The sequence below is a fragment of the Rhodovulum sp. ES.010 genome, assembly GCF_900142935.1.
Taxonomy (GTDB): Bacteria; Pseudomonadota; Alphaproteobacteria; order Rhodobacterales; family Rhodobacteraceae; genus Rhodovulum.
The window spans coordinates 377500-402780 of the sequence record NZ_FSRS01000001.1 but is presented as its reverse complement, the minus strand read 5'-3'; the positions used below and the strand labels follow the sequence as shown (position 1 = coordinate 402780).

General features: G+C 67.8%; 25 protein-coding genes. 9 read left to right on the top strand and 16 right to left on the bottom strand.

Translation table 11 applies throughout. The features are described 5' to 3' along the window. Positions 1-138: 138 nt before the first annotated feature. The 5 genes from BUR28_RS02010 to BUR28_RS01990 all read right to left on the bottom strand — a co-directional run bounded on the left by BUR28_RS02010 (position 139) and on the right by BUR28_RS01990 (position 4417). Complete coding sequence (locus BUR28_RS02010) at positions 139-372, bottom strand: hypothetical protein (protein ID WP_074218596.1); 234 nt, start codon at positions 370-372, stop codon at positions 139-141. Further along, positions 369-2855, bottom strand: coding sequence for a ferrous iron transport protein B (feoB, locus tag BUR28_RS02005; RefSeq protein ID WP_074218595.1), 2487 nt, complete (start codon positions 2853-2855; stop codon positions 369-371). The genes BUR28_RS02010 and feoB overlap by 4 nt, the downstream gene beginning before the upstream one ends. After that, a complete protein-coding gene (locus tag BUR28_RS18850) occupies positions 2848-3207 on the bottom strand; it encodes a FeoA family protein (RefSeq protein WP_083626356.1) in 360 nt (119 codons plus the stop codon). The genes feoB and BUR28_RS18850 overlap by 8 nt, the downstream gene beginning before the upstream one ends. Before the next feature lie 91 nt (positions 3208-3298). Further along, on the bottom strand, positions 3299-4084 hold the full coding sequence (locus BUR28_RS01995; RefSeq protein WP_074218594.1) for a DUF4198 domain-containing protein: 786 nt from the start codon (positions 4082-4084) through the stop codon (positions 3299-3301). 12 nt (positions 4085-4096) lie between these two features. Beyond that, entirely contained in the window at positions 4097-4417 is a 321-nt protein-coding gene (locus BUR28_RS01990) for a hypothetical protein (protein ID WP_074218593.1), read from the bottom strand. A gap of 525 nt (positions 4418-4942) precedes the next feature. Here BUR28_RS01990 and BUR28_RS01985 point away from each other — a divergent pair. Continuing rightward, positions 4943-5470 (top strand): hypothetical protein, encoded by a 528-nt coding sequence (locus BUR28_RS01985; protein ID WP_083626353.1) that lies wholly within the window; start codon positions 4943-4945, stop codon positions 5468-5470. A gap of 13 nt (positions 5471-5483) precedes the next feature. Here BUR28_RS01985 and BUR28_RS01980 read toward each other — a convergent pair whose 3' ends face one another. Next, complete coding sequence (locus tag BUR28_RS01980; protein WP_074218592.1) at positions 5484-7790, bottom strand: Tex family protein; 2307 nt, start codon at positions 7788-7790, stop codon at positions 5484-5486. A 103-nt stretch (positions 7791-7893) separates the two neighbouring features. Then, positions 7894-9516: a polysaccharide deacteylase family 2 protein gene (locus BUR28_RS19185; protein WP_074218591.1), complete on the bottom strand. Its 1623-nt coding sequence runs from the start codon at positions 9514-9516 to the stop codon at positions 7894-7896. A gap of 154 nt (positions 9517-9670) precedes the next feature. Here BUR28_RS19185 and BUR28_RS01970 point away from each other — a divergent pair, with 154 nt between their 5' ends. From BUR28_RS01970 to lexA, 6 genes are all read left to right on the top strand, one after another. Then, complete coding sequence (locus tag BUR28_RS01970) at positions 9671-10252, top strand: anthranilate synthase component II (RefSeq protein ID WP_074218590.1); 582 nt, start codon at positions 9671-9673, stop codon at positions 10250-10252. Beyond that, positions 10249-11268 (top strand): anthranilate phosphoribosyltransferase, encoded by a 1020-nt coding sequence (gene trpD, locus BUR28_RS01965; RefSeq protein ID WP_074218589.1) that lies wholly within the window; start codon positions 10249-10251, stop codon positions 11266-11268. Before BUR28_RS01970 ends, trpD begins: the two co-directional genes overlap by 4 nt. Further along, entirely contained in the window at positions 11265-12074 is an 810-nt protein-coding gene (trpC, locus tag BUR28_RS01960) for an indole-3-glycerol phosphate synthase TrpC (protein WP_074218588.1), read from the top strand. The genes trpD and trpC overlap by 4 nt, the downstream gene beginning before the upstream one ends. After that, positions 12074-12553 carry a cyclic pyranopterin monophosphate synthase MoaC gene (gene moaC, locus BUR28_RS01955; protein WP_074218587.1) on the top strand — a complete coding sequence of 160 codons (480 nt, stop codon included), beginning with the start codon at positions 12074-12076 and terminating at the stop codon, positions 12551-12553. The genes trpC and moaC overlap by 1 nt, the downstream gene beginning before the upstream one ends. Continuing rightward, a complete protein-coding gene (gene glp / locus BUR28_RS01950; RefSeq protein ID WP_074218586.1) occupies positions 12550-13725 on the top strand; it encodes a molybdopterin molybdotransferase MoeA in 1176 nt (391 codons plus the stop codon). The genes moaC and glp overlap by 4 nt, the downstream gene beginning before the upstream one ends. Before the next feature lie 69 nt (positions 13726-13794). Beyond that, positions 13795-14487, top strand: a complete 693-nt coding sequence (gene lexA, locus BUR28_RS01945) for a transcriptional repressor LexA (protein WP_074218585.1) — start codon at positions 13795-13797, stop codon at positions 14485-14487. On the opposite strand, the gene BUR28_RS01940 is transcribed toward lexA, so the two are convergent. Further along, positions 14481-16511, bottom strand: a complete 2031-nt coding sequence (locus BUR28_RS01940; RefSeq protein ID WP_074218584.1) for a ComEC/Rec2 family competence protein — start codon at positions 16509-16511, stop codon at positions 14481-14483. The genes lexA and BUR28_RS01940 overlap by 7 nt on opposite strands. Before the next feature lie 77 nt (positions 16512-16588). Here BUR28_RS01940 and gltX point away from each other — a divergent pair, with 77 nt between their 5' ends. Beyond that, a complete protein-coding gene (gene gltX, locus BUR28_RS01935) occupies positions 16589-17992 on the top strand; it encodes a glutamate--tRNA ligase (protein WP_371441581.1) in 1404 nt (467 codons plus the stop codon). Between the two features lie 86 nt (positions 17993-18078). After that, the gene (gene gltA / locus BUR28_RS01930) at positions 18079-19374 is read left to right on the top strand and encodes a citrate synthase (protein ID WP_074218582.1); all 1296 of its coding nucleotides are present in this window, start codon (positions 18079-18081) and stop codon (positions 19372-19374) included. Positions 19375-19431: 57 nt separating this feature from the next. Here the strand turns inward: gltA and BUR28_RS01925 are convergent, their stop codons facing one another. From BUR28_RS01925 to ccmE, 8 genes are all read right to left on the bottom strand, one after another. Continuing rightward, positions 19432-19617: a hypothetical protein gene (locus BUR28_RS01925; RefSeq protein ID WP_074218581.1), complete on the bottom strand. Its 186-nt coding sequence runs from the start codon at positions 19615-19617 to the stop codon at positions 19432-19434. A 118-nt stretch (positions 19618-19735) separates the two neighbouring features. Beyond that, entirely contained in the window at positions 19736-20512 is a 777-nt protein-coding gene (locus tag BUR28_RS01920) for an enoyl-CoA hydratase-related protein (RefSeq protein ID WP_074218580.1), read from the bottom strand. 88 nt (positions 20513-20600) lie between these two features. Then, positions 20601-21059 carry a cytochrome c-type biogenesis protein gene (locus tag BUR28_RS01915; protein WP_371441580.1) on the bottom strand — a complete coding sequence of 153 codons (459 nt, stop codon included), beginning with the start codon at positions 21057-21059 and terminating at the stop codon, positions 20601-20603. A 5-nt stretch (positions 21060-21064) separates the two neighbouring features. After that, positions 21065-23041, bottom strand: coding sequence for a heme lyase CcmF/NrfE family subunit (locus BUR28_RS01910; RefSeq protein ID WP_074218579.1), 1977 nt, complete (start codon positions 23039-23041; stop codon positions 21065-21067). 92 nt (positions 23042-23133) lie between these two features. Continuing rightward, positions 23134-23280, bottom strand: coding sequence for a hypothetical protein (locus tag BUR28_RS19795; RefSeq protein WP_175566873.1), 147 nt, complete (start codon positions 23278-23280; stop codon positions 23134-23136). Next, positions 23277-23978 carry a holin family protein gene (locus tag BUR28_RS20765; RefSeq protein ID WP_074218578.1) on the bottom strand — a complete coding sequence of 234 codons (702 nt, stop codon included), beginning with the start codon at positions 23976-23978 and terminating at the stop codon, positions 23277-23279. The genes BUR28_RS19795 and BUR28_RS20765 overlap by 4 nt, the downstream gene beginning before the upstream one ends. After that, positions 23969-24580, bottom strand: a complete 612-nt coding sequence (locus BUR28_RS01900; RefSeq protein WP_074218577.1) for a holin-associated N-acetylmuramidase — start codon at positions 24578-24580, stop codon at positions 23969-23971. The genes BUR28_RS20765 and BUR28_RS01900 overlap by 10 nt, the downstream gene beginning before the upstream one ends. A 236-nt stretch (positions 24581-24816) precedes the next feature. Next, positions 24817-25278 (bottom strand): cytochrome c maturation protein CcmE, encoded by a 462-nt coding sequence (ccmE, locus tag BUR28_RS01895; protein WP_074218576.1) that lies wholly within the window; start codon positions 25276-25278, stop codon positions 24817-24819. Positions 25279-25281 lie beyond the last annotated feature (3 nt).

Genomic DNA, 25281 nt, shown 5'->3' with positions numbered 1-25281 from the left:
ACGCTGTTGCAGGGTAGCCAAGCCGGTGCGCCCTGTCGATGCGGCGCGCACGGATGCCTCGGCCCGGCACCCACCGAAGCCGTTCACCGGCGCGAAGACACGCATGGACGGCCCGAGGCTAGGGTCCCGCGATGTCGGTCAGTCGTGGCTGTCGGCCTGCGGTGCGCCGAAGTCGTGGACGACCGCCTTGCATGGGCCGCCGCTGGTGCATCCAGGACAGGTAGTACAGGCGGGCGCCGCGCCTCGGCGGCGGCGCAGGAGGCCGCGGAACAGGAAGCCGAGCGCCAGTGCCACGGCAACCGAGACCAGGGCGATCTCGGGGCCTGACAGGGCGGTTTCTGCGGCGAGGTCGATTTCCGGCGTGCCGGTCATGGTGTATCCTCCGCCACGGGCGATCGTACCGGCAGGCGCATCCAAGGCTTGGGCAGCGCAACCAGCAGTAGAAGCGCGAGCCCCAACAGGTAGACCGCGGTCATCGTCTGCAGCCCGGTAAGCGCCAGAGCCGACCCTGCGGTGAATACCGCACTTGCCACCGTCAGCCCCAGAAGCGTCGGAAACACGATGGCAAACGCCATCCAGCGGTAGCTGTCGGTCTGAACCCGGACCATGATGATGGTGGCGAGGCAGGGCGGATAGAGCGCGAAGAACAGCATCAGCGCCACAGCCGAGAGCGCGGTGCGCCCTTCGGCAGCCTGCTCTGCACCCATGCGGTCCTCCAGCGTGCGGTTCTGCCCGTCATCCTGGTCGAACAGCACGCCCAGGGTGGCGACCGAGCTTTCCCGAGCAGCGAACGAGGCCAGTAGCGCCACGTTGATCTTCCAGTCGAAATCGGCGAACTGCGTCACCGGCTCGAGCCCGCGGCCAATCATGCCGAGGAAACTCGACTCGATTTTGTCCTGACGCATCTCGCGGCGAAGGGTTGTGCGGGTGTTGGCCAGGTCCTTGAGGGCACGGCCAGCCCTCTTCGCGTCCGCTTCACGGGAGCGCAGAACAAAGGGCACGAAGGCGGGATGGGTCTCGGCGAAGCGCTCGTCGATGGCCATGGCGGCCTCGCGCCCGCCGGCGTTCAGCCGCGCCGCGCGGTAGGCGGTATAGGCGTTCACGAGGTCGACCAGCGCGGCCTGGTCCGGCACGGCGGCGCGGTGCGGATTGCCCTCGAGCGCGTCGTAGAAGCCGGCGATGGCGGTCTCGGCGCGCGCCTGGTAGGCCAGCTGACGCTCGGCGGCCACGCCGGGGAATTGCAGAAGCACGTAAATCACCACGGCGATCGCCACGACTACGGTGCCGACCTTCTTGATGTAGAGCCATGTCCGGTCGAAGGCGCGCTGCGCCACGCCCCGGAGCGTCGGCAGGTGGTAGTTCGGCAGTTCCATCACGAAAGGCGCGGTCTCGTGGCCGCGCAGCACCGAAGTGGTCAGAAGCTTGGCCACCAAAAGCGCCGCGATCACCGTGATCGTAGAGAGGTAGAACAGCATCAACCCCTTGGTCTCGGGGAAGTAGATGTTGATGAGCAGCGTGTAGAGCGGAATCTTGGCCATGCAGTTCATGAAGGGCACGGTCAGGATCGTCGCCATCCGGGCGCGCGCATCGGGGATGCCCTTGGTCGCCATCACGCCCGGCACGGCGCAGCCCCCCGCAAAGACGCCCGCCAGGATGAAGGGCAGCGTTGACTGCCCGTGCAGTCCGAACCGATTGAGGATGCGGTCGAGAATGAAGGCGATCCGCGCCATGTAGCCCGAATCTTCGAGGATCGCGATCAGCGCGAAGAGGATCAGAAAGATCGGCACGTAGTTGAGCAGGGTATTGGCGGAGTCCACCATCCAGAGCCCGAGCGAGCGCAACTGCGGGTCCACCAGGAAGCCCGCATCGGGCAGCACGCCCGCGGCGAGATTGCGAAAGCCCGCCAAGAGCGGCCAAGTGACCTTGGTCAGTTCATAGCCCTGCACGATCGAAAGCTGGTAGATCGCCCAGACCGTGGCAACCAGGAAGACCGGCGCGAGAAAGCGGTTCAACAGCACCCGGTCGATGCGCTCCGACATCGGCACATGGCCCGCCCGCGTCGCGGTGATGCAGCCAGTCACGATGTCGGCGGCCAGACTGTCGCGCGCGGCGGCGATACGATCGGCCGTCCGTTCCGCACCGCCATGGGCCGTGCGCAGTCGATGGGCGCGGTCGAGAAGCGGGTGAGGGTTGTCGAGGCGCCGGGCCAGCAGATTCTCGGCCTCCGCATCCGCCTCCAGCAGCTTGACGGCCAGCCAGCGCGCCGAGAGATCGCACAGCGCGTGCTGGTCAGCCAACAGGGCCTGCAACTCCTCGACTGCAGGCTCCAGCGCGCCGTAGTTCAGCGTGGCGGGGCGGGTGTCACGCGCCGCGGCGATGGCCTCTTTCAGCGCCTCGGCCCCCTGCCCCTTGCGCCCGACAACGGGGACCACTGGCACGCAAAGCCGGCGTTCCAGCGCGGCGAGGTCGATCTCCAGCCCCCGGCCTTCGGCGACGTCCATCATGTTCAGCGCCACGATCACCGGCACGCCCATCTCGAGCAACTGGAAGGTCAAGGGCAGGCCCCGGCGCAGGTTGCTGGCGTCGAGCACGTTGACGACCGCGTCAGGCGCCTCCTCCAGCAGAAAGGCGCGCGCCACGCGCTCTTCCGGGGAATAGGAGGTCAGCGAGTAACAACCGGGCAGGTCCACCACCTCAAACGTCCGAACCCCGTGGACGTAGCGACCCGACTTCTTGTCGACGGTGACCCCTGGATAGTTTGCGATGTGCTGCGTGAGCCCGGTCAGCAAATTGAACAGCGTCGACTTGCCGGCATTCTGCTGACCGGCCAGCGCGACGCGGCGCCGCTCAGACATGGGCGATCTCGATCTGCGCCGCTTCCCGCCGCCGGATCACGATGTAGCTGTCGCCGACCATCAACTCGATCGGGTCGTTGAGAGGTGCGTTGCGCAGCACGGTGACCTCACGCTCCGGACGAATGCCAAGGTCCAGCAGCCGCCGGCGCACCGCGCCGCACCCCATCAGGCGCAGGATGCGGCAAGTCGTGCCGGGCGGACAGTCGTTGAGGCTGTCGGCGACGGGACAGGCCGCGCAGCAGCCGAGGCCCGGGCCTTGCCCATGTCCATGGCCGCGGCCCGGCCCCTTGCCGTGACGCCCTCCCCGGCCCCACTTGCCGAAACCCTTGTGCCCGAAGACCCCGCGTCGCATCCGTCGTCCTTGTGTTCGGGGCGGGACCGCGTCCTTGGGGGCACGGTCCTGCCTGTTGTTGCATTCCTGACTCTTCGAGTCGGTTATCTCGTCATTCCAGATCGTATGCCTTGATCCAGATCACCGCGTCCTGGCTGAGTTCCTTGCCCTCGTGCTCGGTGGTCGGCCCCGATCCCAGCGCAGCAAACCCCCAGTGGCCGGCGCGCGGAATGCCGAAAGTGAAGACCCCGTTCGCGTCGGTGATCGCGACCAGCGTACCCCCTGGCGCCGCGCCGACCGTGGCCTCGCCCGCGGCGTCGGTCTCCATGTCCGGTTCGGCGGCGAGATACTCGATCTCGATCTCGGCGCCTGCCACCGGTTCACCCGCCGACAGCAGTTGCCCCGAGAAGGTCGATCCCGTCAGAACGTTGGTTGGCTTGTTCAGCGGCACGATCTCGGTCGGCAGGTCGACCGCCTCGTTCCAACCGGACGGAATCCCGCCTTTGTTGAAGAAGACCTTGGTGATCTGCTGAATGTAGATGTCCTCGGACGCCTCGTAATAGGGCGCCGGCACCAGCCCGACGACGTAATCACCGTTGCGCTTGACCGGCAGCGTGGCCTCGAACGCAGCGGCCTCGTTCTCAGCGCCCTTGAAGGTGATGGGCGTAACCGTCTCGCCGAGATCGATCTTCTCGCCCTTGAAGACATAGAAGAGGTCTTCCGGCGCGCCCATGCCCATGGCATGCCCGTTCTCCATCGGATGCCAGAAGATCAGCTTGAGCGGCAAGTCGCCCGGGCGGTCGAGATTGGGGTCGGGGCTGTAGATCAGCTGGAAATGGGCCGCGGCCGGCCCGGCGGTCAGGGCCGCAAGCGCGGCGGCAGCAAACAGAGGTCTCATCGGCGCGCTCCTTCAGTAGATCTCGTCGGCGGGAATCTCGATCTTGTGGCCCTCGCCCGCGTCGAACAGCACGCGGTATTCGCCGCCGGGCTTGTCGAAAGTGAACTCGCTGTTCTCGTCGATCACGCCTTCGACCAGCACGCTCCCCGCACCGTCAACCACGACCATCTTCACACCGGCCGCCGAGGACCCGTCGGAAAAGCCCCCTTCGCACAGCACCGTGCCGTCACCGTTGTCATAGCAGGCGCAAAGCGGCGTATGCGCCTGCGCCGCCCCCACAAGCCCAAATGCCACCACAGCGGCGGCAAACGGAAAACGCGTCGAAAAACTCATTGAACCCTCTTTTGTCTGAACGGCGGCACGAACGCCGCCGGATGGCTTCATGAAGTCCCCTGGCGGCGGCTCGGGGTGCGGATACCGGCCAGCAAACATTACCTGAGTGTTTTTATCAAGAACCGTAGGCCGCGACATTCCGTCCATGGTCCCCGGCCTCGGCATGGCCGCCGCACAGGCGGCTATCCGGCTCAAGCGCCTTCCGGGACAGGCGCAAGGAAAAGCACACTTGCCATAACCTATCGTTTTTGTCAGGAGTTTTGCAACTCACGCCAGACGCGCCCGCGCCGAGCCGAGACCGAAGCATCGATCTTTCGGGCAGGCCGCGGGCGAGGCCGTGTCGGTCGGCGCCTGACGCCTCCCCGGAAACGAAGGAGGACGACGCCGATGACCATCAGCTTTCAGAGACATCCCCGCTGCCGAGGCGCGCGCATGCCGCGTGGACGGTGATATCCGACCCGCGGGGGTCGCGGACCGCGCTGACCCGGCCGCCTCTCCCGCGCCGACACGCCGGGAGCGTAGCGCATGAAGGGCCCGCGCTGCGACCGCGTCCTCGCCGCCTCCGATACGATACTCGCCAAGGCCGGCTTCGACCCCGCCGAACAGGCCGTGCTGACCGTCGCGCGGCATTTCTTCCAGAGCTTCGCACTCCCAAAGAGCCAGGCCTGGATCACCGCCTTTGCCAGGGCCGAGGTTCTGTTTCCGCCGGGCATGGCAGGGGCCCGCGCCCCTGAGTTGGCACTGGCGATCCTCGGCGCGGTGCAGGCGATGCGGCACGCCCGCCCCTCGGGCTTCCGCTTCTCCAATCCAGATTGCCCGGGCTGCGCCCGCGTGCTCTGCGCCCATGAGCGCCATTTCATGGAGGTGCTCTGTGCGCTGCGTCGGGGCGCTCGAAGCCGCGCCCATACCGCGGCGATGCTGATCTGCGAGGGCAATCCCGCCGCCCCCTTCCTCGCAGCGATGTCCGATCTTGCAGCCATGACGGGCACCCGACATTACGTCATGGGGCAAGCAGCCGGCGCGCGCGCCGATCGGGGCCCCGTGGACTCCTGATCCACGCCGCGGCCTACCGCTTCTTGCCGGTCATCGCGGCCTGTAGCGCGGCGCCCAGCGCCCCCGACTCGGTCGTTCGCGGCCGCCCCTTGTCCTTGTGCCCGGCCGGCGCGCGCCCCTTGCCCGGGCCCTGGCCGCGAGCGCCAGCACCACCGGTTTTCTTGCGCATGGACAACCCGATACGCTTACGCCCGATATCGACCTCGACCACACGCACCTGCACCACATCGCCCGCCTTGACCACCTCGTGGGGGTCCTTCACGAAGCGGTCGGCAAGCTGGCTGACATGTACCAGACCGTCCTGATGGACGCCGATATCGACAAAGGCGCCGAAGGCCGCGACATTGGTGACCGTGCCTTCCAGCCGCATGCCCGGCTTCAGATCCTTGATATCCTCCACGCCGTCGGTGAAGGTCGCGGTCTTGAAGCTCGGACGCGGGTCGCGGCCGGGTTTCTCAAGTTCTGCCAGAATGTCGCGCACAGTAGGCAGGCCGAAGCGGTCATCCACGAAATCCTCTCCCCGGAGGCCCTTCAGCGCCGCGTCGTTTCCCATGATCTCGCGCAGATCCCGCCCGCAGGCCGCAACGATCCGGCGCGCGACGCCGTAGGCCTCGGGGTGCACCGCCGAGGCGTCGAGCGGTTCCGCGCCGCCACGAATGCGCAGGAAACCCGCGGCCTGCTCGAACGCCTTTGGACCAAGGCCCGAGACATCGAGCAGCGCCTTGCGCGAGGCGAAGGCGCCCTTCGCGTCGCGATGCGCCACGATCGCCTCGGCCAGCCGCGGCCCAAGCCCCGCAACATGCGACAAGAGCGGCGCAGACGCGGTGTTGAGATCCACGCCAACAGCGTTCACCGCGTCCTCGACCACCGCCGCGAGCGCCTGAACCAGCCGGCGCTGGTCCACGTCGTGCTGGTACTGGCCGACGCCGATGGATTTCGGCTCGATCTTGACGAGTTCGGCCAGCGGGTCCTGCAGCCGCCGCGCGATGGAGGCCGCACCGCGCAAGGACACGTCGAGATCGGGAAACTCCCGCGCCGCCAGCTCCGAGGCGGAATATACCGAGGCGCCGGCCTCGGAGACCACCACCTTGGTGGGCGGGGCCACGCCATCGGGCAACAAACGCAGCGTATCGCCCACGAAACGCTCGGTCTCGCGGCTTGCGGTGCCGTTGCCAATGGCCACGAGGTCCAAGCCGTGGCGGCGGATCATCTCGATCACTTTCGCCTGGGCGCCCCTCAGGTCGTTCTTGGGCTGGAACGGATAAAGCGTTGCCGTTTCGACCAGCTTGCCGGTGCCATCCACCACCGCGGCCTTTACACCCGTCCGGATGCCGGGATCGAGCCCCAGCGTCGGCCGCGGCCCGGCGGGGGCGGCCAGCAGCAGATCGCGCAGGTTGCGCGCGAAGACCTTGATCGCCTCTTCATGGGCGCGCTGCCGCATCTCCCCCAAGAGATCCATATACATCGTCAGGCTCAGCTTCACCCGCCACGTCCATCCCGCCGCCGCGCGCAGCCATTCGTCGCCCGCGCCCTCCCCCGACGTGCCGATCTCGCCCGCGATCATGTCGATCGCCTTCGGAATGCTGGTCTCGGGATCAGGGGCGATCTCGATGGTCACCACCTCCTCCTTCGAGGCGCGCAGGATCGCGAGCGCCCGGTGGGCGGGGATGTCGGCCCATTTCTCGCGGTGGTCGAAATAATCCGAGAACTTGGCGCCAACCTCCTCCTTTCCGGGCACCACGCGTGCGGAAATGAAGGCGTCGGCCCGCATGAACTCGCGCAACCGCCCCAACAGGCCGGCGTTCTCGGCCAGTTCCTCTACAAGGATGTCGCGCGCGCCGGCCAGGGCGTCTTTCGTGGTCGGCACCGCTTCCGACAGATATCCTTCGGCCAATCCCTCCGGCTCGACGTGCCGGTCGTCCATGATCGCGCGCAACAAGGGCTCCAGACCGTTCTCGCGGGCGATCATCGCCTTGGTGCGGCGTTTGGGCTTAAACGGAAGGTAGATATCTTCCAGCGCCGCCTTTGTCTCGGCCGCACCGATGGCACGCGCCAGAGCATCGGTCAGCTTGCCCTGCTCACGGATCGACTCGAGGATCGTGGCGCGTCGCGCCTCCAGTTCGCGCAGATAGGCCAGCCGGTCGGCCAGCAGCCGCAACTGCGTATCGTCAAGCCCGCCAGTCGCCTCCTTTCGGTAGCGCGCCACGAAGGGAACCGTCGCCCCCCCGTCGAGCAGCCCGGCAGCGGCGGCAACCTGCCCGGCGCTGGCTCCGATATCGGTGGCGATGGTGCGATGGATACGGGTCTCGGCGGTGGACAAGGGGCACTCCTCGGCTTGGGCAGGACGCCTTCTTAGCGGGCGTTCCGGGGCGCGCCAAGCACCCTCGGCGGGATACTCGCGCCGCCCGGATGCGGCCGCCCGCTCAGGGGCGCCGCAGCACCGCTGAGACCGGCGACAGGGTGATCTCCTCGACCTCGGCCTCCAGCGCCCATGCATAAAACGCCGTCACCGTCTCGGGATAGGTGTGGGCCACCAGCACGACATGCCCGTCTTGGCGCGCCTTGAACACCGCGCGGTCGAACATCCGCCCCAGCGTTGGCACGTTCGGCCGCGAGTCGTCGAGCACGCGGAACACGGTCGCCTCGGGCACGCCCGCCTGCGCGGCAAGCCGCGCAGCAGTGTTGAGCCCGCGGTCATGGGTGATGATCCCATGGCCGCTCTCGGCGGCGAACTCGACGATTTGCGCGGTCAGGTCACGGTCGTCCTGAAACCCGCCCTCTTCCGGCGCCATCACCGCCACGGCCTCGTCGAGCAGCGCATCACGCGCCGCAAGCGTCACCTCGAGATCGCCCGGTTGAGCGCCCTCGGGCAGGCCCGTGGACAGCAGCACCACCTCGTATCCGGCCGCCCGGTACGCCTCCATCGCCAGGGCGGCATCGGGGCGGGTCGGATCAATGGCGAAGGTCACCGGGAACGAGAAGGTCATCAGCGCCTCGCGGGCGAGCCCGTCGGACCCGGCATCGATCAGGATCACCGAAAAGAGCGGCCGGACAGAGTCAGGGGAAAACACCATCGCATTGCGGGCCAGCGCCCCGAGTTCGGGCGCCGGAGCCTCGACGGCGCGGTCGGTCGCCTCGGAGGTCTCCACGCCCTCCGTCGGCACGGAACCGGCATCCGGGCCTTCCGCATCGGAGGCGGGGTCTCCGACCGCGGGCAGGCGCCCGACGCGCACAGCAGCGGGATCTTCCCAGGCACTCGGGCCGGACGGCATTGCAGCCTCCCCGGCCGAGTCTGGCGCATCCGCGGCCGTCGCGTCCTCGGCCCCCGGCAGCGGGCGGACGCGCGGCAAACCGTCCTGCAGCGTCTCCGCGCCACCGGACGCGTCCGCATCTTCATTGTCGGTCGGCTCGGACGGCCGTGCGGCACTCTTCGAACCGGGTTCAGGCTGCACCGCATCCTCCGGCCTGGAACGCATCTCACGCACCGCTTGCGCACCGCCTTCGGGGGCCTCCGTGCGCTCTACTGTCTCGCCGCGCAACGCCGCTGGCGCGGACTCGCCCGCGGCTTTGGGGGCAGGCTCTTCTGCCGTTGCGTCGGGCGGCGCCTCGGCAGAGAGCGGAGGCGCAAGTCCGTTCGGCCCCGTGGTCACCGGCTCGGGCGCGGGGGCCGGGGCGGTATAGGGCAAGGGGGCCTCGGCGATCTCGGCCCCTACATCGGGCGCGCGAACCTGCGGGGCGCCATACGCCTCGACCTCGGCATCGGGAAGGGTGACTGTGCGCTCGGGGGGAACCCTGTTGAATTCCGAACCGGGAGGCAGCTCGATATCGGTCGCGGCGACCGCGCCCGGCCCGTCGGCATCCGCCGGTTCGGCCGGCACCTCTGCCGGCGGCGCGTCGGGCGCGGGCGGCGCGGGCCGCCCTGCAGGGGCGGGCGCGGCCTGATCGTCCGGTCGGCTGGGTGCCGGGGCCACCAGCGCCAGCAGAACCAGGACCAGCCCGGTCACCGCGATGCCCCAAACGATCCCGCTGAACAGCCCCCTGCCCATGCCTCGCTCCTTCGGTCGTCGGCCTGCCGCCGCTTGCCTTGCTGACTCTCGCGCGACCTCGGCCGCGCGGCCGCCCCTTGACCGGGGCGCACTGCTCTGAACATGTATAGCCCGACCTGACCCGCGGTTCACCCCCTTTCGCACGGGCCTGCCGATGCTGCTCCTGATCGATAACTACGACAGTTTCACTTATAATCTTGTGCATTACCTCGGCGAGCTCGGCGCCGAGACACAGGTGGTGCGCAATGACGCGGTCGACGTGCAGCAGGCGATGGCCCTCAACCCCAGCGCGATCCTGCTCTCGCCCGGCCCCTGCGACCCGGCCCGAGCAGGCATCTGCCTGGCGCTTACAAAGGCCGCCGCCGAGACCGGAACGCCGCTTCTGGGCGTCTGCCTCGGCCACCAGACCATCGGCGAAGCGTTCGGCGGCCGCGTGGTGCGCGCCAACGAGATCGTGCACGGCAAGATGGGCCGCATCGAACACGACGCAACCGGCGTCTTTTCCGGCCTTCCGTCGCCGTTCGACGCTACCCGTTATCATTCGCTTGTCGTGGAGCGGGAGAGCCTGCCGGAATGCCTCGTCGTGAATGGGTGGCTCGTGGATGGCACGATCATGGGTCTTCGCCATCGCGACCGCCCGATCCATGGCGTGCAGTTTCACCCCGAGAGCATCGCCTCCCAGCACGGCCACCGGCTGCTCAAGACCTTCCTCGACACCGTGACGGAGCCCGCATGAGCGACGCGCTGAAACCGCTGATTGGCCTCGCCGCCGACCGCCCGCTGACCCGCGCCGAAGCGGAAACCGCCTTCGAGGCGCTGTTCGAGGGCGAGGCGACGCCCAGCCAGATCGGCGGGTTGCTGATGGCGCTGCGCACACGCGGCGAAACGGTCGACGAGTTCGCCGCCGCCGCTGCCGTGATGCGCGCGAAATGCCGCAAGGTCGCCGCCCCCCAGGGCGCGATGGACATCGTCGGAACGGGGGGCGACGGCAAGGGCACGCTGAACATCTCGACCGCAGCAGCGTTTGTTGTATCGGGTGCGGGTGTGCCGGTCGCCAAGCACGGCAACCGCAACCTGTCCTCGAAATCCGGCGCGGCGGACGCACTGACGCAGATGGGTATCAACGTTATGGTCGGCCCCGAGATGGTCGAGAAGGCACTGAAAGAGGTGGGCATCGGCTTCATGATGGCGCCGATGCACCACCCGGCGATGGCCCATGTCGGCCCGACGCGAGCGGAACTGGGCACGCGGACGATCTTCAACATCCTCGGGCCGCTGACCAACCCCGCGGGCGTCAAGCGGCAGCTGACCGGGGCGTTCTCGCGCACACTCATCCGCCCGATGGCCGAAACGCTCGGCCAGCTGGGCTCCGAAACCGCCTGGCTCGTCCATGGCCGCGACGGCACCGACGAATTGTCGATCGCGGGGATTTCGGACGTGGCCGCTCTGGACGGCGGTACGGTGACCGAGCGCGAGTTGCACCCCGAGGAGGCCGGGCTCCCCGAGCACCCGTTCGAGGCGATCCTCGGCGGCACGCCCGAACACAACGCCCGCGCCTTCGGCGCGCTGCTCGACGGCGAGTCCTCGGCCTACCGCGATGCGGTGCTCTACAACGCCGCCGCCGCGCTGGTCGTGGCGAACAGGGCGAAGACCCTGCGTGAAGGTGTTGAAATGGCATCGGAAAGCATCGATTCCGGCCGCGCGCGAGTAAAGGTCGAAGGACTGGCCCAGATCACTTCGGAGGCGGCATGACCGACACAATTCTCGACCGCATCAAGGCCTACAAACTCGAAGAAATCGCCGCCGACAAGGCCGCGCGCCCTCTTTCAGACGTCGAGGCCGCCGCCCGCGCGGCGTCGCCGGTGCGCCCCTTCGCCGAAGCGCTGTACCGGGCAACTCAGAAGGGTTACGGACTGATCGCCGAGGTCAAGAAGGCCAGTCCCTCCAAAGGCCTCATCCGCGAGGATTTCGACCCCGCCACCCTTGCCGCCGCCTATGCCGAGGGTGGGGCCGCCTGTCTGTCGGTGCTGACCGACACGCCGTCCTTCCGGGGGGCGAAGGACGACCTGACCGAGGCCCGCGCGGCCGTTAAACTGCCCTGCCTGCGCAAGGATTTCATGTACGATCCCTACCAGGTGGCCGAGGCCAGGGCCCTCGGGGCCGATTGCATCCTGATCATCATGGCCAGCGTCTCCGACGCGCAGGCCGCCGAACTGGAAACGGCGGCCATGGCCTGGGGCATGGACGTGCTGATCGAGGTGCACGACGCCGACGAACTGGCCCGCGCGGTCAATCTCAAGTCACCGCTCATCGGCATAAACAATCGCAACCTCAAGACGTTCGAGACATCGCTTGATACATCGAAGGACCTTGCCCGCCGCGTCCCCGAAGAGCGTCAGATCGTCAGCGAATCCGGCTTCTCCGACCCGGCCGACCTCGCGGAAATGGCGCGTTACGGCGTGCGCAGCTTCCTGATTGGCGAAAGCCTGATGCGCCAGCCGGACGTCGCCACCGCGACCCGCGCGCTTCTTGCGAACCCGTCGACGGGTTTCCACTGATGGCGCGGCTGACCCATTTCGACGCCGAGGGCCGGGTTCACATGGTCGACGTCTCCGAAAAGCCGTCGACCGCGCGGCTGGCAGTGGCCGAAGGATGGGTGAAGATGGCCCCGGAAACCCTTGATCTGGCGCGTGAAGGCCGCGCCGAGAAGGGCGATGTCCTCGGCGTGGCACGGCTTGCCGGGATCATGGGTGCCAAGCAGACGTCCGTGCTGATCCCGCTCTGCCACCCGCTTCCCGTGACCAAGGTTGCGTTGGAGCTTGCGCCCGATCCGGCCCTGCCCGGCATCCATATCACCGCGACGGTAAAGACCACCGGCCAGACCGGCGTCGAGATGGAAGCGCTGACCGCGGTCTCGACCGCGGCCCTCACGGTCTACGACATGCTCAAGGCCGCCGAGAAGGGCATGGAGATCGGCGGTATCCGCCTGACTCTCAAGGAGGGCGGCAAGTCGGGCCGTTACGAGGCCGGGCAATGATCTCCGTCGAAGAGGCGCTGGACAAGGTCTTTGCCCTCGTCGCGCCCACCGAGGTCGAGGAGGTGCCATTGGCCGAGGCCGCAGGCCGCGTGCTGGCCCGCTCCGTTGCCGCGCGCCTGACCCAGCCGCCCTTCCCGGCCTCGGCGATGGACGGCTACGCCATTGCCGCGTCGGATGCCCATCCGGGCACGGTTCTCACCGTGATCGGCACGTCGCGCGCGGGGGAAGCCTTCGGCGGCGCGCTGGCACCGGGCGAGGCCGTGCGCATCTTCACCGGCGCCCCCGTGCCCAAAGGCGCGGCGCGCGTGGTGATCCAGGAGGATGTAACACGCGAGGGCGCGCGCATCACGCTCGGGGCCGCGCTGGACGCGGGCATGCATATCCGCCCCGCCGGCGCCGATTTCGCGGAAGGCGACAGCATCACCGCGCCGCGCCGACTGCGGCCGGCCGATCTCGCGCTTGCGGCGGCGATGAACCTGCCCGCGCTGCCCGTCCACCGCCGCCCCGAGGTCGCGATCATCGCCACCGGCGACGAGTTGGTGATGCCGGGCGAGGCGCCGGGGCCCGACCAGATCATCGCCTCCAACGCGTTCGGCCTGAAGGCGATGATCGAGGCCGAGGGCGGCATCGGGCGGCTCTTGCCCATCGCCCGCGATACCGAAGCCTCGCTGAAGAAGGTGTTCGGGCTGGCCGAAGGCGCAGACCTCGTGCTGACCATTGGCGGCGCCTCGGTGGGCGATCACGACCTGGTCGGTCGCGTGGCCGGCGATCTCGGCATGGAGCAAGCCTTCTACAAGGTCGCAATGCGGCCCGGCAAACCGCTGATGGCCGGCCGCATGGGCGGGGCGGCGATGATCGGGCTGCCCGGCAACCCGGTCTCGGCGCTGGTCTGCGCCAGGCTTTTCGTCCTGCCGGCCCTGCGCGTGATGCTGGGGCTGCCCCCGGCCCCCGCGCCGCGCCTGACCGGCGTGCTGGCGCGTGGCGTCGACGCCAACGGCCCGCGCGAACACTACATGCGCGCGCGCACGACCCCCGCGGGCCTGACCCCCTTCGACAAGCAGGACAGCGCGCTGCTGACGATCCTCTCTGAGGCCGACGCGCTGATCGTGCGGCCCGTGGGCGACGGGCCGCGCCGGGCAGGCGAATCCGTCGACTATTTGCCGCTTGGCTAGCAAGCGGTTGACACAAAACGTGAACAGGACTAGAACACGGGCGAACGCGGTTCGCTTGGGGGGCGTCGAATGCTCACGCGGAAACAACTCGATCTTTTGGAATTCATTCACAAGAGGATGCAGAAAGACGGGGTTCCGCCGTCCTTCGACGAGATGAAAGAGGCGCTGGACCTGCGCTCGAAATCCGGCATTCACCGCCTGATCACGGCGCTGGAGGAACGGGGCTTCATCCGCCGGCTGGCCCATCGCGCCCGCGCAATCGAGATCGTCAAGCTGCCCGAGGCGCTGGAGGCCCGCGGCTTCACGCCCATGGTGATCGAGGGCGACGGCCCGCCGGCACCGCCGCCCCGGGGCGCAATGCAGGTCGAGACCGCTGGCGCGCTGGAACTGCCGGTGATGGGCCGGATCGCCGCGGGCACCCCGATCGAGGCGATTTCCCATGTCTCGCACCACGTCGCCGTGCCCGGCGGCATGGTCTCGGGGCGTGGAAAGCATTACGCACTCGAGGTCAAGGGCGACTCGATGATCGAGGCCGGGATCAACGACGGCGACGTCGTAGTGATCCGCGAGCAAACCACCGCAGAGAACGGCGAGATCGTCGTGGCGTTGGTCGACGACCACGAGGCGACGCTCAAGCGGTTCCGCCGCAAGGGCGACATGATCGCGCTCGAGGCTGCCAACCCGGCCTATGAAACCCGTATCCTGCGCTCGGACCAGGTGAAGGTTCAGGGCCGTCTGGTGGGTCTTATCCGGAGCTACTGAGTCCAGGGCCGGTCGCCGGCCAAGGCCCGTGCCGCAACGAAGCGCGGGGCGGCGTCCCCGGGATAGACTGCCAGCGCGCCCGTCACCGCGAGCCGCGTTCGGTCAAGCAATTGGCAACCCGGCGGAGGATCGTCGAGCTGTTGCGGCACGATCACCCAGCCATGGGCGCAAGCCGGGGCCAGCCGGTCGGCCCAGCCGCGGCCCGTGACGAGGGTGAAGGACGTTTCCCCGACGTCTGCGACCTGCAACCCGCGCTCGCCGGCCAGCCCCGGCCGGGCGAAGGCTGCCTCCTGCGTGCCCCTGTCGCCGTCGTTTTCCAGCCAGGAGCGGGCGACGAAACCCTCGCCGCCGGGCTTGGAAATCGCCCGCCCCTCTGGGCCCATCGCCCCGATCAACCCGCCGCTCTCGGCGATCAGAAGAGCGGGCCGCTCGGCCTGGGACCAAAGGACAAGGGCCGCGAGCATGGGCGCAAGGCCGCCAAGGCGCGCGCGGCCGCTCCAGAGTATCACCCACAGCGCCCCGAGCGAAATCAACGGCAGCACCCACGGCCCCGGCGCCACCACGGGCCAGACCGCGCCGTCGAGCCCGGCGACCCAGTCGGCCACCCTGAGAATCCAGGCGATGCCCAGCCGCATCGGCTCGAGTCCCAGCACCGAGAGACCAATGGGCGCGAGGAAGGCTGCGGCCACCGCGGCCGGAATCACCAGAAGCCCCATGAGGGGCACGCTGAGGATGTTGGCTAGCAGGCCGAACTGCGCCGTCTGGTTGAAATGGGCCGCGCCGAATGGCGCCGTCGCGAGGCCGGCAACAGCCGAGGACAGCACGACCGCCAGCGCACCCGTGGCCCAGCGCGGCGGGCGCCACGTCCCGTCGGGCAGGTCGCGCAGCGCCGAGAAGACCGCGATGAGCGCGGTGGTGGCGGCAAACGACATCTGGAAGCCGGCCTGCATAAGGCTCTCGGGACTGATGACGAGGATGATCAGCGCCGCGGTCGCGACGGCGCGCAGTGTCAGCGCGCGACGGTCGGCGAGCACCGCCCCCAGGACCACCGCGACCATGATATAGGCCCGTTCGGTCGCAACGTTGCCCCCTGACAGCGCAAGGTATACCGCCCCCGCCAGAAGCGCCCCCACCGCGGCAGCTTTCTTGATAGGCCAGCGCAGGGCAACGGGCGGGATCAGCGCCAGCCCAAAGCGCAAGGCGGCGAAGACCACGCCGGTGAGCAGGCCCATGTGCAAGCCCGAGATCGCCAGCAGGTGCGCAAGGTTCGCATCGCGCAGTTCCTGCACGGTCTCGCGCGAAATCGCCGAGCGATCGCCGGTCAGGATCGCGGCGGCGAAGGCGCCCTGGTCGCCGGGAATGCGGGCGCGAAGCGCCTCTGACAGGTGCATACGAGCGCGATGCACGACCAGCGTGTACCGGCCTTCGGGCGGGCTGACTGCGACGGCCGGCGTGCGGGCGTAGCCCACTGCGCCCAGGCGGTCAAACCAGGCATGCCGTCGGAAGTCGAAGCCACCGGGCTCGGCCGGGGCAGAGGGCGGCGAAAGATGCGCCATCATCGCGATCCGGGTGCCAGGCATCGGATCGACTACGCCACCCTGCCCGTGCAGCGAAACCCGGATGCGCTCTGGCGTCTTCCCCTGGGAGACGCGTTCCAGCCACACCTGGTCGAGCGTGATCCGGGGCGCGTCGGAGAGGGAGCGATCCAGGATCAGCACCCTCCCCTCCACCACGCCGTAGTAGCGGAAATCAAGCTTGGGCGCGGCGACCATGTGACTTCGGGCGCCGCCAAGCAGCACGCCAAGGGAGACGAGGGCGAGCGCGGTGAACACCGGGCCCCAAAGTTCGGGCAGCCGCCAGGCCCCTACGACAGACAGCACCGCGATCGCGGCGATCGCACCGAAGGCGATGGCAGGAGGCTCTGCCGGGAGGGCGAAATACGCCCCGATCCCCAGGCCCAGAAGCACCGGCGTCCACGGGAAAAGATGCCCCCGCCGGGCCTCGAGCGCGCGGAGCACCCCCACCGCTTGTCCTCTCCTGAGCGATCTCCTAGACAGGCGGGAACGCTATCTCCACCATGGTGAAGAAAAGGTTAACGCCCGTGTCCGAAGCCCCTGTCGTGACCCGTTTCGCCCCCTCGCCCACGGGATTCCTGCATATCGGCGGCGCGCGCACGGCGCTGTTCAACTGGCTGTTCGCGCGCGGTCGCGGGGGCCGGTTCCTGCTGCGGATCGAGGATACCGACCGGGCACGATCCACGCCGGAAGCGACGCAGGCCATCCTCGACGGTCTGGCCTGGCTCGGGCTCGACTGGGACGGCGAACCGGTCAGCCAGGCCGCGCGCGCCGACCGGCATGCCGAAGTCGCGCACCGGATGCTGGAGGCGGGCCATGCCTACAAGTGCTTCGCCACCCAGGACGAGATTGCCGCCTTTCGCGAACAGGCGAGGGCCGAGGGCCGGTCAACGCTCTACCAAAGCCCGTGGCGGGACGCCGACCCAGCGACCCATCCGGACGCGCCCCATGTCCTGCGGCTCAAGGCGCCGCGCGATGGTGCCACGGTAATCGCTGACGAGGTGCAGGGCGAGGTGACCGTCCAGAACGACCAGCTCGACGACATGGTGCTGCTGCGCTCGGACGGCACGCCCACCTACATGCTGGCCGTCGTGGTGGACGATCACGACATGGGCGTGACCCACGTGATCCGCGGCGACGACCATCTCAACAACGCCGCGCGGCAGATGCAGATCTACCGCGCGATGGGCTGGGACGTCCCGGTCTGGGCGCATATCCCGCTGATTCACGGCCCGGACGGCAAGAAACTGTCCAAGCGCCACGGCGCGCTCGGCGTCGAGGAATACCGCGACATGGGGTATCCTGCGGCGGGCATGCGCAACTACCTCGCTCGGCTCGGCTGGAGCCATGGCGACGACGAGTTCTTCACCGACGACCAGGCGAAGGCGTGGTTCGGCCTGGCGGGAATCGGCAAGTCCCCGGCCCGCTTCGACTTCAAGAAGCTGGAAAACCTCTGCGGCCAGCACATGGCGGCGATGGAGGATGCTGCGCTGCTGCAAGAGCTTCGGGATTATCTGGCTGCAACCGGCCGGCCGCCCTTGACCGAGCGTCAGGAAGCAGGCCTTGCCGACGCCTTGCCGCTGATCAAGTCAAGCATAAAGACATTTCCGCAAATCATTGAAAAAGCGAATTTCGTCCTCGCGGATCGCCCCATAGTGCCAGACGAGAAGGCGGCGAAATCACTCGATGATGTATCCCGTGGTATACTGGCTGAATTGACGCCGCATCTGCAAAGTGCTAGCTGGGAACGCGACGCGCTGGAGGCGGCGGTTGGCCGGGTGGCAGAGGCCCATGGGCTCAAGCTCGGCAAGCTCGCCGGCCCTCTCCGCGCCGCACTCGCCGGGCGCTCCGTCTCGCCCAGCGTATTTGACATGATGCTTGTCATCGGCCGGGACGAAACGCTCGCTCGGATCGCTGACGCCCAGGGCTGAGGCACGGAACCGCCGCACGCCCCCGCACGCCAACGACCGTGCCGCAGGGGAACGCGGCCCGGTCTCTCGCACGAAGAGGGACATCCATGCCTGACAGCACGAAAACCGCAACGCTGAAGCTGGGCGACGCATCGGTGGAATTGCCGGTCCTCAGCCCCACTGCGGGGCCGGACGTGGTCGATATCCGCAAGCTATACGCCCAGATGGGCGTGTTCACCCACGATCCGGGCTTCACCTCGACCTCCTCCTGCGAAAGCTCGATCACCTTCATCGATGGCGACAAGGGCGAGCTTCTGCATCGGGGCTACCCGATCGACCAACTCGCCGAGAAATCGCATTTCCTCGAGGTCTGCTATCTCCTGCTCTATGGCGAGTTGCCGACCGCCGCGCAGCTGGAGGATTTCGAGAACCGGGTGACGCGCCACACCATGGTGCACGAGCAGATGCACCGTTTCTTCACCGGGTTCCGCCGCGACGCCCACCCGATGGCGGTCATGGTGGGCGTGGTGGGCGCGATGTCGGCCTTCTACCACGACTCGACCGATATCAACGATCCCTGGCAGCGCGAGGTCGCCTCTATCCGGCTGATCGCGAAGATGCCGACGATCGCGGCCATGGCCTACAAGTACACGATCGGCCAGCCCTTCGTGTATCCGCGCAACGACCTCGACTACGCGTCGAACTTCCTGCGCATGTGTTTCGCGGTTCCGGCCGAAGAGTATGAGGTCGACCCGATCCTGACCCGTGCGATGGACCGGATCCTGACGCTGCATGCGGACCACGAACAAAACGCCTCCACCTCGACGGTGCGTCTGGCCTCGTCCTCGGGCGCGAACCCGTTTGCCTGCATCGCGGCCGGCATCGCCTGCCTCTGGGGGCCGGCCCATGGCGGCGCGAACCAGGCCTGCCTGGAGATGCTGCAGCAGATCGGCACGGTCGACCGCATCCCGGACTACATCAAGCGCGCCAAGGACAAGGACGATCCGTTCCGACTAATGGGCTTCGGCCACCGGGTCTACAAGAATTTCGACCCGCGGGCGAAGGTGATGAAGCAGTCCGCGCACGAGGTGCTGGACCTGCTCGGCGTCGAGAACAACGAGACGCTCAAAGTCGCGATGGAACTGGAGAAGATCGCGCTGGAGGACGAGTATTTCGTCGACAAGAAACTCTATCCCAACGTCGATTTCTACTCTGGCATCATCCTCGACGCGATGGGCTTCCCCACCGCAATGTTCACCCCGATCTTCGCGCTCAGCCGCACCGTGGGCTGGATTTCCCAGTGGAAGGAAATGATCGCCGATCCGGGCATGAAGATCGGACGCCCGCGCCAGCTTTATGCCGGCCCGACGCGGCGGGATTACGTCGACGTCGAGGACCGCTGATCGACGCGAGAGCCGCTTCAGGGGGCGGCTTTTCGCCGTTCGCGGCCTGCGTCGACCTTATCTGGTCAGAACGCCAGCGCCAGCGCCGATCGCCGCGCCCGTCGCGATGTCATTGTCGGTCGCGGCAGCCGCGCCCGCGCCGATCGCAGCGCCGCTCAGCGCGCGTTCGCCATAGGTGTCACCACACCCAGCAAGAAGCGTCGCCCCCAACAGCATTGCGACCGAAATTCTGTTGATACTCATCAGTGATCCCCTCCTGTGATTGTCACCCAACGGCGTTACGCGCCATTGCCCTGTCGCACACCGAATAGTTCGGCACGCACGACAGGCTGTCAATCTTCCTTTCCGATGCGGGCCGCCTTCATCGCCCCTCGAACCGGGGCGAGCGCTTCTCGAGGAAAGCGACGACGCCTTCCCGGAAATCCCGCGTCGCGCCGCAATCGCCCTGCAAGGACGCCTCGAGCGAAAGCTGCGCCTCCAGATCGTTGGCATAGGAGTGCCGGATCGCTTGCTTGAGCCGGGCATAGGCTATGGTCGGCCCCTTTGCGAGTTGCGCCGCCCGCGCGCGCCAATGCGCCTCGAACCCGTCCTCGGGCACCGCCTCCCAGATCATGCCCCACTCTGCCGCCTGCCGCGCGGGCACCGGCTCAGCGAAAAGCGCGGCGCCCATCGCACGGGCGAATCCCACCTGGCGCGGCAGCCAGTAGGTGCCGCCGGCATCGGGGATCAGCCCGATCCGCGTGAAAGCCTGAAGGAACATCGCGGCTTCCGAGGCAATGACCACGTCGGCCGCAAGCGCAAGGTTCGCCCCCGCCCCGGCCGCCGGCCCGTTCACCGCCGCAACGGTGGGGATCGGGCACTCGAAGATCGCCATCAGCATCGGCTCATACTCGTCGCGCAGCGTCCGCTCGATATCGATATTCGCGACATCGGCCCGGTCGCCGAGGTCCTGGCCCGAGCAGAACGCCCGCCCCGCGCCGGTCAGCACCAGCGCACGGGCCTCGTCTGGCGCGTGGCGCACCGCGTCGAGAACTTCCGCGCGCATCTGGGTATCGAGCGCGTTCATAACGTCCGGGCGATTCAGCGTGACGACAGCCACGTCCGCCTCAACCCGATAGTCGATTGCCTTGTAGACCATGGGGGCCTCCCGTTCCGCCTGCGGCCCCACATTACAGGCAGGGCTGGCAGGCGAAAGGGGAACGCGAGGTTCGGCGCCGCGGCGCGCGTCAGTCGCCCATGATCTCCTTGAGCCGGGTCTCTTCCTCGGCGCTGAGCGCGGCGGACGATGCCGCATCGCGGCCGCGCCGGCTGCGGATGTAGACCAGCCCCACGCCCAAACCGAGAAGCAGCATCGCCGGCCCGGCCGCGTAGAGAACGACGTTGGTGCCCGTCATCATCGGCTTGAGCAACACGTACTCGCCGTAACGGTCGACGAGATAGGCTTTCACCTCGTCATTCGTGTCGCCTGCGACCACCCGTTCGCGCACCACCCGCCGCAGGTCCTTGGCGAGCGAGGCGTTGGAATCGTCGATGCTCTCATTCCGGCAGACGAGGCAACGAACCTCGGCCGAAATGACCCGCGCCCGGGCCTCCAGTTCCGGGTCGTCCAGCAGCTCGGACGGCTCCAGCGCAACGGCTGGCGCGGGCAGGGCCAGAAAGAGGGCCAAGGTCAGGCGTTTCATCATGGCAGTCACTCCGCGGGCACGGGCCGCGCCGCGCGCTCCTTGCGGGCGCCCGCGGCAACGCGCACCCGCCGATCGCTGAGGCTCAGCAGGCCGCCCAGCCCCATTATGATCGCGCCGGACCAGATCCAGTTCGCGAAGGGCTTGACATAGCTTCGCACCGCCCAACCGCCGGTTTCCTGCGGATCGCCGATGACCAGGTAGATGTCGCGGAAAACCCCGTTGTCGAGCGCCGCCTCGGTCGTCGGCATGCCTGCCACCGGATAGATCCGTTTCTCGGGCGTGAGCGTACCGATACGATCCTCGCCGCGCCATACTCCCATCGTCGCCATTGTCGACATGTAATTGGGGCCTTCCACCCGCTCGACTTTGTCGAGCGAGATGCCGTATCCGCCCACCTCGAACCGCTCGCCCACCTGGGCGACGCGGATATCCTCCAGTTGCCACGCCATCACGCCGGCCACGCCGATCATGGTGATGCCAAGGCCGGAATGGGCCACCGACTTGCCCCAATCGGCCCGAGGCAGACGTGCCAGGCGGCCGAACTTCTCGCCTGGGACCCCGCGGCCCGCGCGGGTCCACAGGTCGATGGCGGCGCCCGCGATCAACCATGTGCCCAACGCCACGCCGACCGGGCCGAGAGCGCTTTGTCCGGTCTGCATCGCCCAGGCGAGGATACCCAGGGCAAGCGCCAGCGCGAGCGCCGGCAGCAGACGGACCAACACCCGGCCGACGCGGGCGCGTTTCCAGGGGAGCATCGACCCGATGGGTAGCAGCGCGCCAAGAGCCACCATGAAGGGCGTGAAGGCCATGTTGAAGAACGGCGCGCCCACCGACAGCTTGCGGTCGAAGGCCATCTCGGCCACCAGCGGCCAGATCGTGCCGATGAACACCACGAAGGCCGACACCGCAAGCAGAACGTTGTTGAACACCAGCGCGGATTCGCGGCTGACGAGGCCGAAGACGCCCTTGGCCTCCATCACGCTCGCCCGCGCCGCGAACAGCGTCAACGCTGCGCCCATGAAGACGGCGAGGATCAGCAAGAGGAACATGCCGCGCTCGGGGTCGTTGGCGAAGGCGTGGACACTGGTGATGATGCCCGACCGGGTGATGAACGCGCCCACCAGCGAGAAGCCGAAAGCGACGATGGCCAGCAGCACCGTCCAGCTCTTAAGCGCCTCGCGCTTTTCCACGACGATCGCCGAATGCAGCAGCGCCGCGGCGATCAGCCAGGGCATGAAGGACGCGTTCTCGACCGGGTCCCAGAACCAGAAGCCGCCCCATCCAAGCTCGTAATAGGCCCACCAGGACCCGAGCCCGATGCCGATGGTCAGAAACACCCAGGCAGCCAGCGTCCACGGCCGCACCCAGCGGCCCCAGGCGGCATCAACGCGGCCCTCGATCAGCGCGGCCACCGCGAAGGAGAAGCAGATCGAGAGCCCAACATAGCCGAGATAGAGAAACGGCGGATGAAAGGCGAGGCCTGGGTCCTGCAGCAGCGGGTTCAGGTCGCGCCCGTCGAACGGCGCCTCGGCCATCCGGGTGAACGGATTCGAGGTGAACAGGATGAAGGCAAAGAACGCCGCCGAGATCGAGGATTGCACCGCCAGAACACGCGCGCGCAAAGACGGCGGCAGCCCCCCCCCGAACCACGCGGCCATCGCCCCGAACAGCGTCAGGATCAGCACCCACAAGAGCATGGAGCCCTCGTGGTTCCCCCACACGCCCGAGATCTTGTAAAGCATCGGCTTCAGAGTGTGGGAGTTGTTGACCACGAGGCTGACCGAGAAATCCGACGTCACGAAGGCGTAGGTCAGTGCGGCGAAGCTGAACGCGGTCAGCAGGAACTGCGCGATCGAGGCGGGTTCGGCCATCGCCATCCACCCGCTCCAGCCCTTGTGGGCGCCAATCAGGGGAACGACCGCCTGCACGAGCGAGATCGCGAAGGCGAGGGTCAGGGCGAAGTGGCCAAGCTCGATGAACATGCACGAAGTATTAGACTTCTCCCGCCGCTCCGCCAATGGGTTTTGTCGTCCCCGATCGCAGCGCTGACGTTATCGTGAGGACGGTCGGCGGTTCAGAAGATGGCCAGCACCGCCGCCACGGCAAACAGCGCCCAGACCGGCTCCGCGGGAAAGCCCTCTTCGCGGTCGCGGTGCCAGAGAGCCGCGACAGAGGCGAGCGCCGTCAGCGCCGCCAGGTCTGCAACCAGAGCGGAAATCATCGTCCGGCCCTCCAGGCATCCAGCGCGGCATTGGGCCCCGTGCCGGGATTGCGCGGCGCGGCCCCGGGCTCGGGCGGCGCGGGCGTCGGACCCGCGTCCGCGGTAGGCCGCGCAGGCTGCGCCTGCCCTGCCCCATCGGGCGTGGTGGCCAACAGTGCCGACGTGGTTCGGGATGTCGACGCAGCGGCGGCCGACGCCGGAGGGCGCGCCGGCGCAGGGGCCTCGGGCCCCTCATCCAGCTCGTTCAGCGCACGCAGGTTGCCCATCACGGCCGGCGTCCGCGCCATCGTCTCGGCGATCGAGCGCCGGAACTCCTGCCCTTTCACCTGGTAGCGTGCCCCGAAATAGAAACTGATGATCGCGCCAAGCAGCCACCAGAGCGGCTCTGGAACGAGCGCGACGCCCTGCATTCGCGCGGAGAACCAGACCGGATCGATCATGGCCGCAATCATCAAGCTGACCGTGCCCAGTGCCAGGAGCGGGCGCGGCAACCGGTTCATGCCGTCCACGAATCGGTCGAAGGCGCTGCGCTGAGGGTGGGAGAATTCCTGGGCGAACTGCTGGAGCGCGGCCTGCTGCAGTTCGGCCGCACGCCGATCGGAGGCTTCGGCGTTGACGCGAAACACCTCGGCCGCCTCGGTGACCACGTTGCGCCCGCTTCCGAAGAGCATGGCGAAGAGTTGGGGAATCAGTGCCATTTCGCGGTCCTCGCGCGGTGCTCGGCCTCGCTCAGGTGGTAGCGGGGCGCGATGAATTCCTCGGCGCGGCGTATCCAGCCGCCTTTGCCACCATCGCGGCGGCGGGCGTATTTGCGGCTGGCCGGGCGCCGGTCGGCGAGCGCATAGTAATAGTTCCGCCGCGCGATGCCGTAGGCGTCGGCGATATGGTCGGGCGCCCAGGCGGAGGCGATTTCGGCCGCAAGCGCGGTCTTGGGGCCGATGGTCCCGTCGACGCCAACCCGCTGGCCCATGTCGTTGAAGAGCTTCTGCAGGATGCGCACCGCATTGCTGCCGGCGTTGACATACATGTCGAAGACCGAGGGCTGCAGTTGCTCGGGCAGCAGGTCGATATGCGGCTTGTGGAAGTAGTGCAGAACAAAGACCTCGAGGGCGTCGGCGCGGGTCAGCGCCTTGACATCGGCCACATTCACGTCGCCATCCTGGGTCACGTCCAGCTGCAGGCGCCGCAGCGTCGCCAGCGTAACCCCGTATTTCGTCGGCCCGCCGGGATCGTCGGGGTCGTTCACATAGCCGCCCTCGCGGGCGACGATCTCTTCGGCAAGTTCCTTGACCGTGCGCATGGGTGTCCTCTGTTCCCTTGGGCCACGGCGCGCATTCTGGTTCCGGCTTGGTTAACGGCGCGCTTGGGCAGCGCACGGTGCCGCAAGCCTAACCCCGGCAAACGGCAGGCCGGCCGACACGATCGCGGCGTTGCACCCCCGTCGCGCGATGACCCCGCGAAGCGTGGCGGCCCAAATGCAAAAAGGCCCCGGATCGGGGTCCGGGGCCTGTCGGGGAACTAGCGGGGCGTCGCGGGTCAGCTGCCGCTTGCGGGAATATCCTCACCGTGACGGTAGACGCCCTGGTCCTTCAGCGCGTCGACGACCTCCTTGGGCATGTAGCTCTCGTCGTGCTTGGCGAGAATCTCGGTCGCCTCGAACACGCCGTTCACAAGACGCCCGGTGCCGATCATCCCCTGGTTCTCCGAGAACAAATCCGGCAGCACGCCCCTGTAGGTCACGGGCACGGTATGGCCGCCATCGGTGACATTGAACCGGATGGTCTCCCCCTGCCCGCGTTTCAGGCTGCCTTCCTCCACCAGACCACCGATCCGGAACACCTCGGTCGATTCGGGCGGGGTCTCGGCGATCTGGCTGGGCGAGCGGAAGAAGTTGATCCCGTCCCGCATGGCATAGCCGATCAACCCGGTAGACAGCACCAGCGCCACGAAGGCCACCAGGATCACCTGTATCCGCCGTTTCTTCTTAAGTCCGCGCATCGT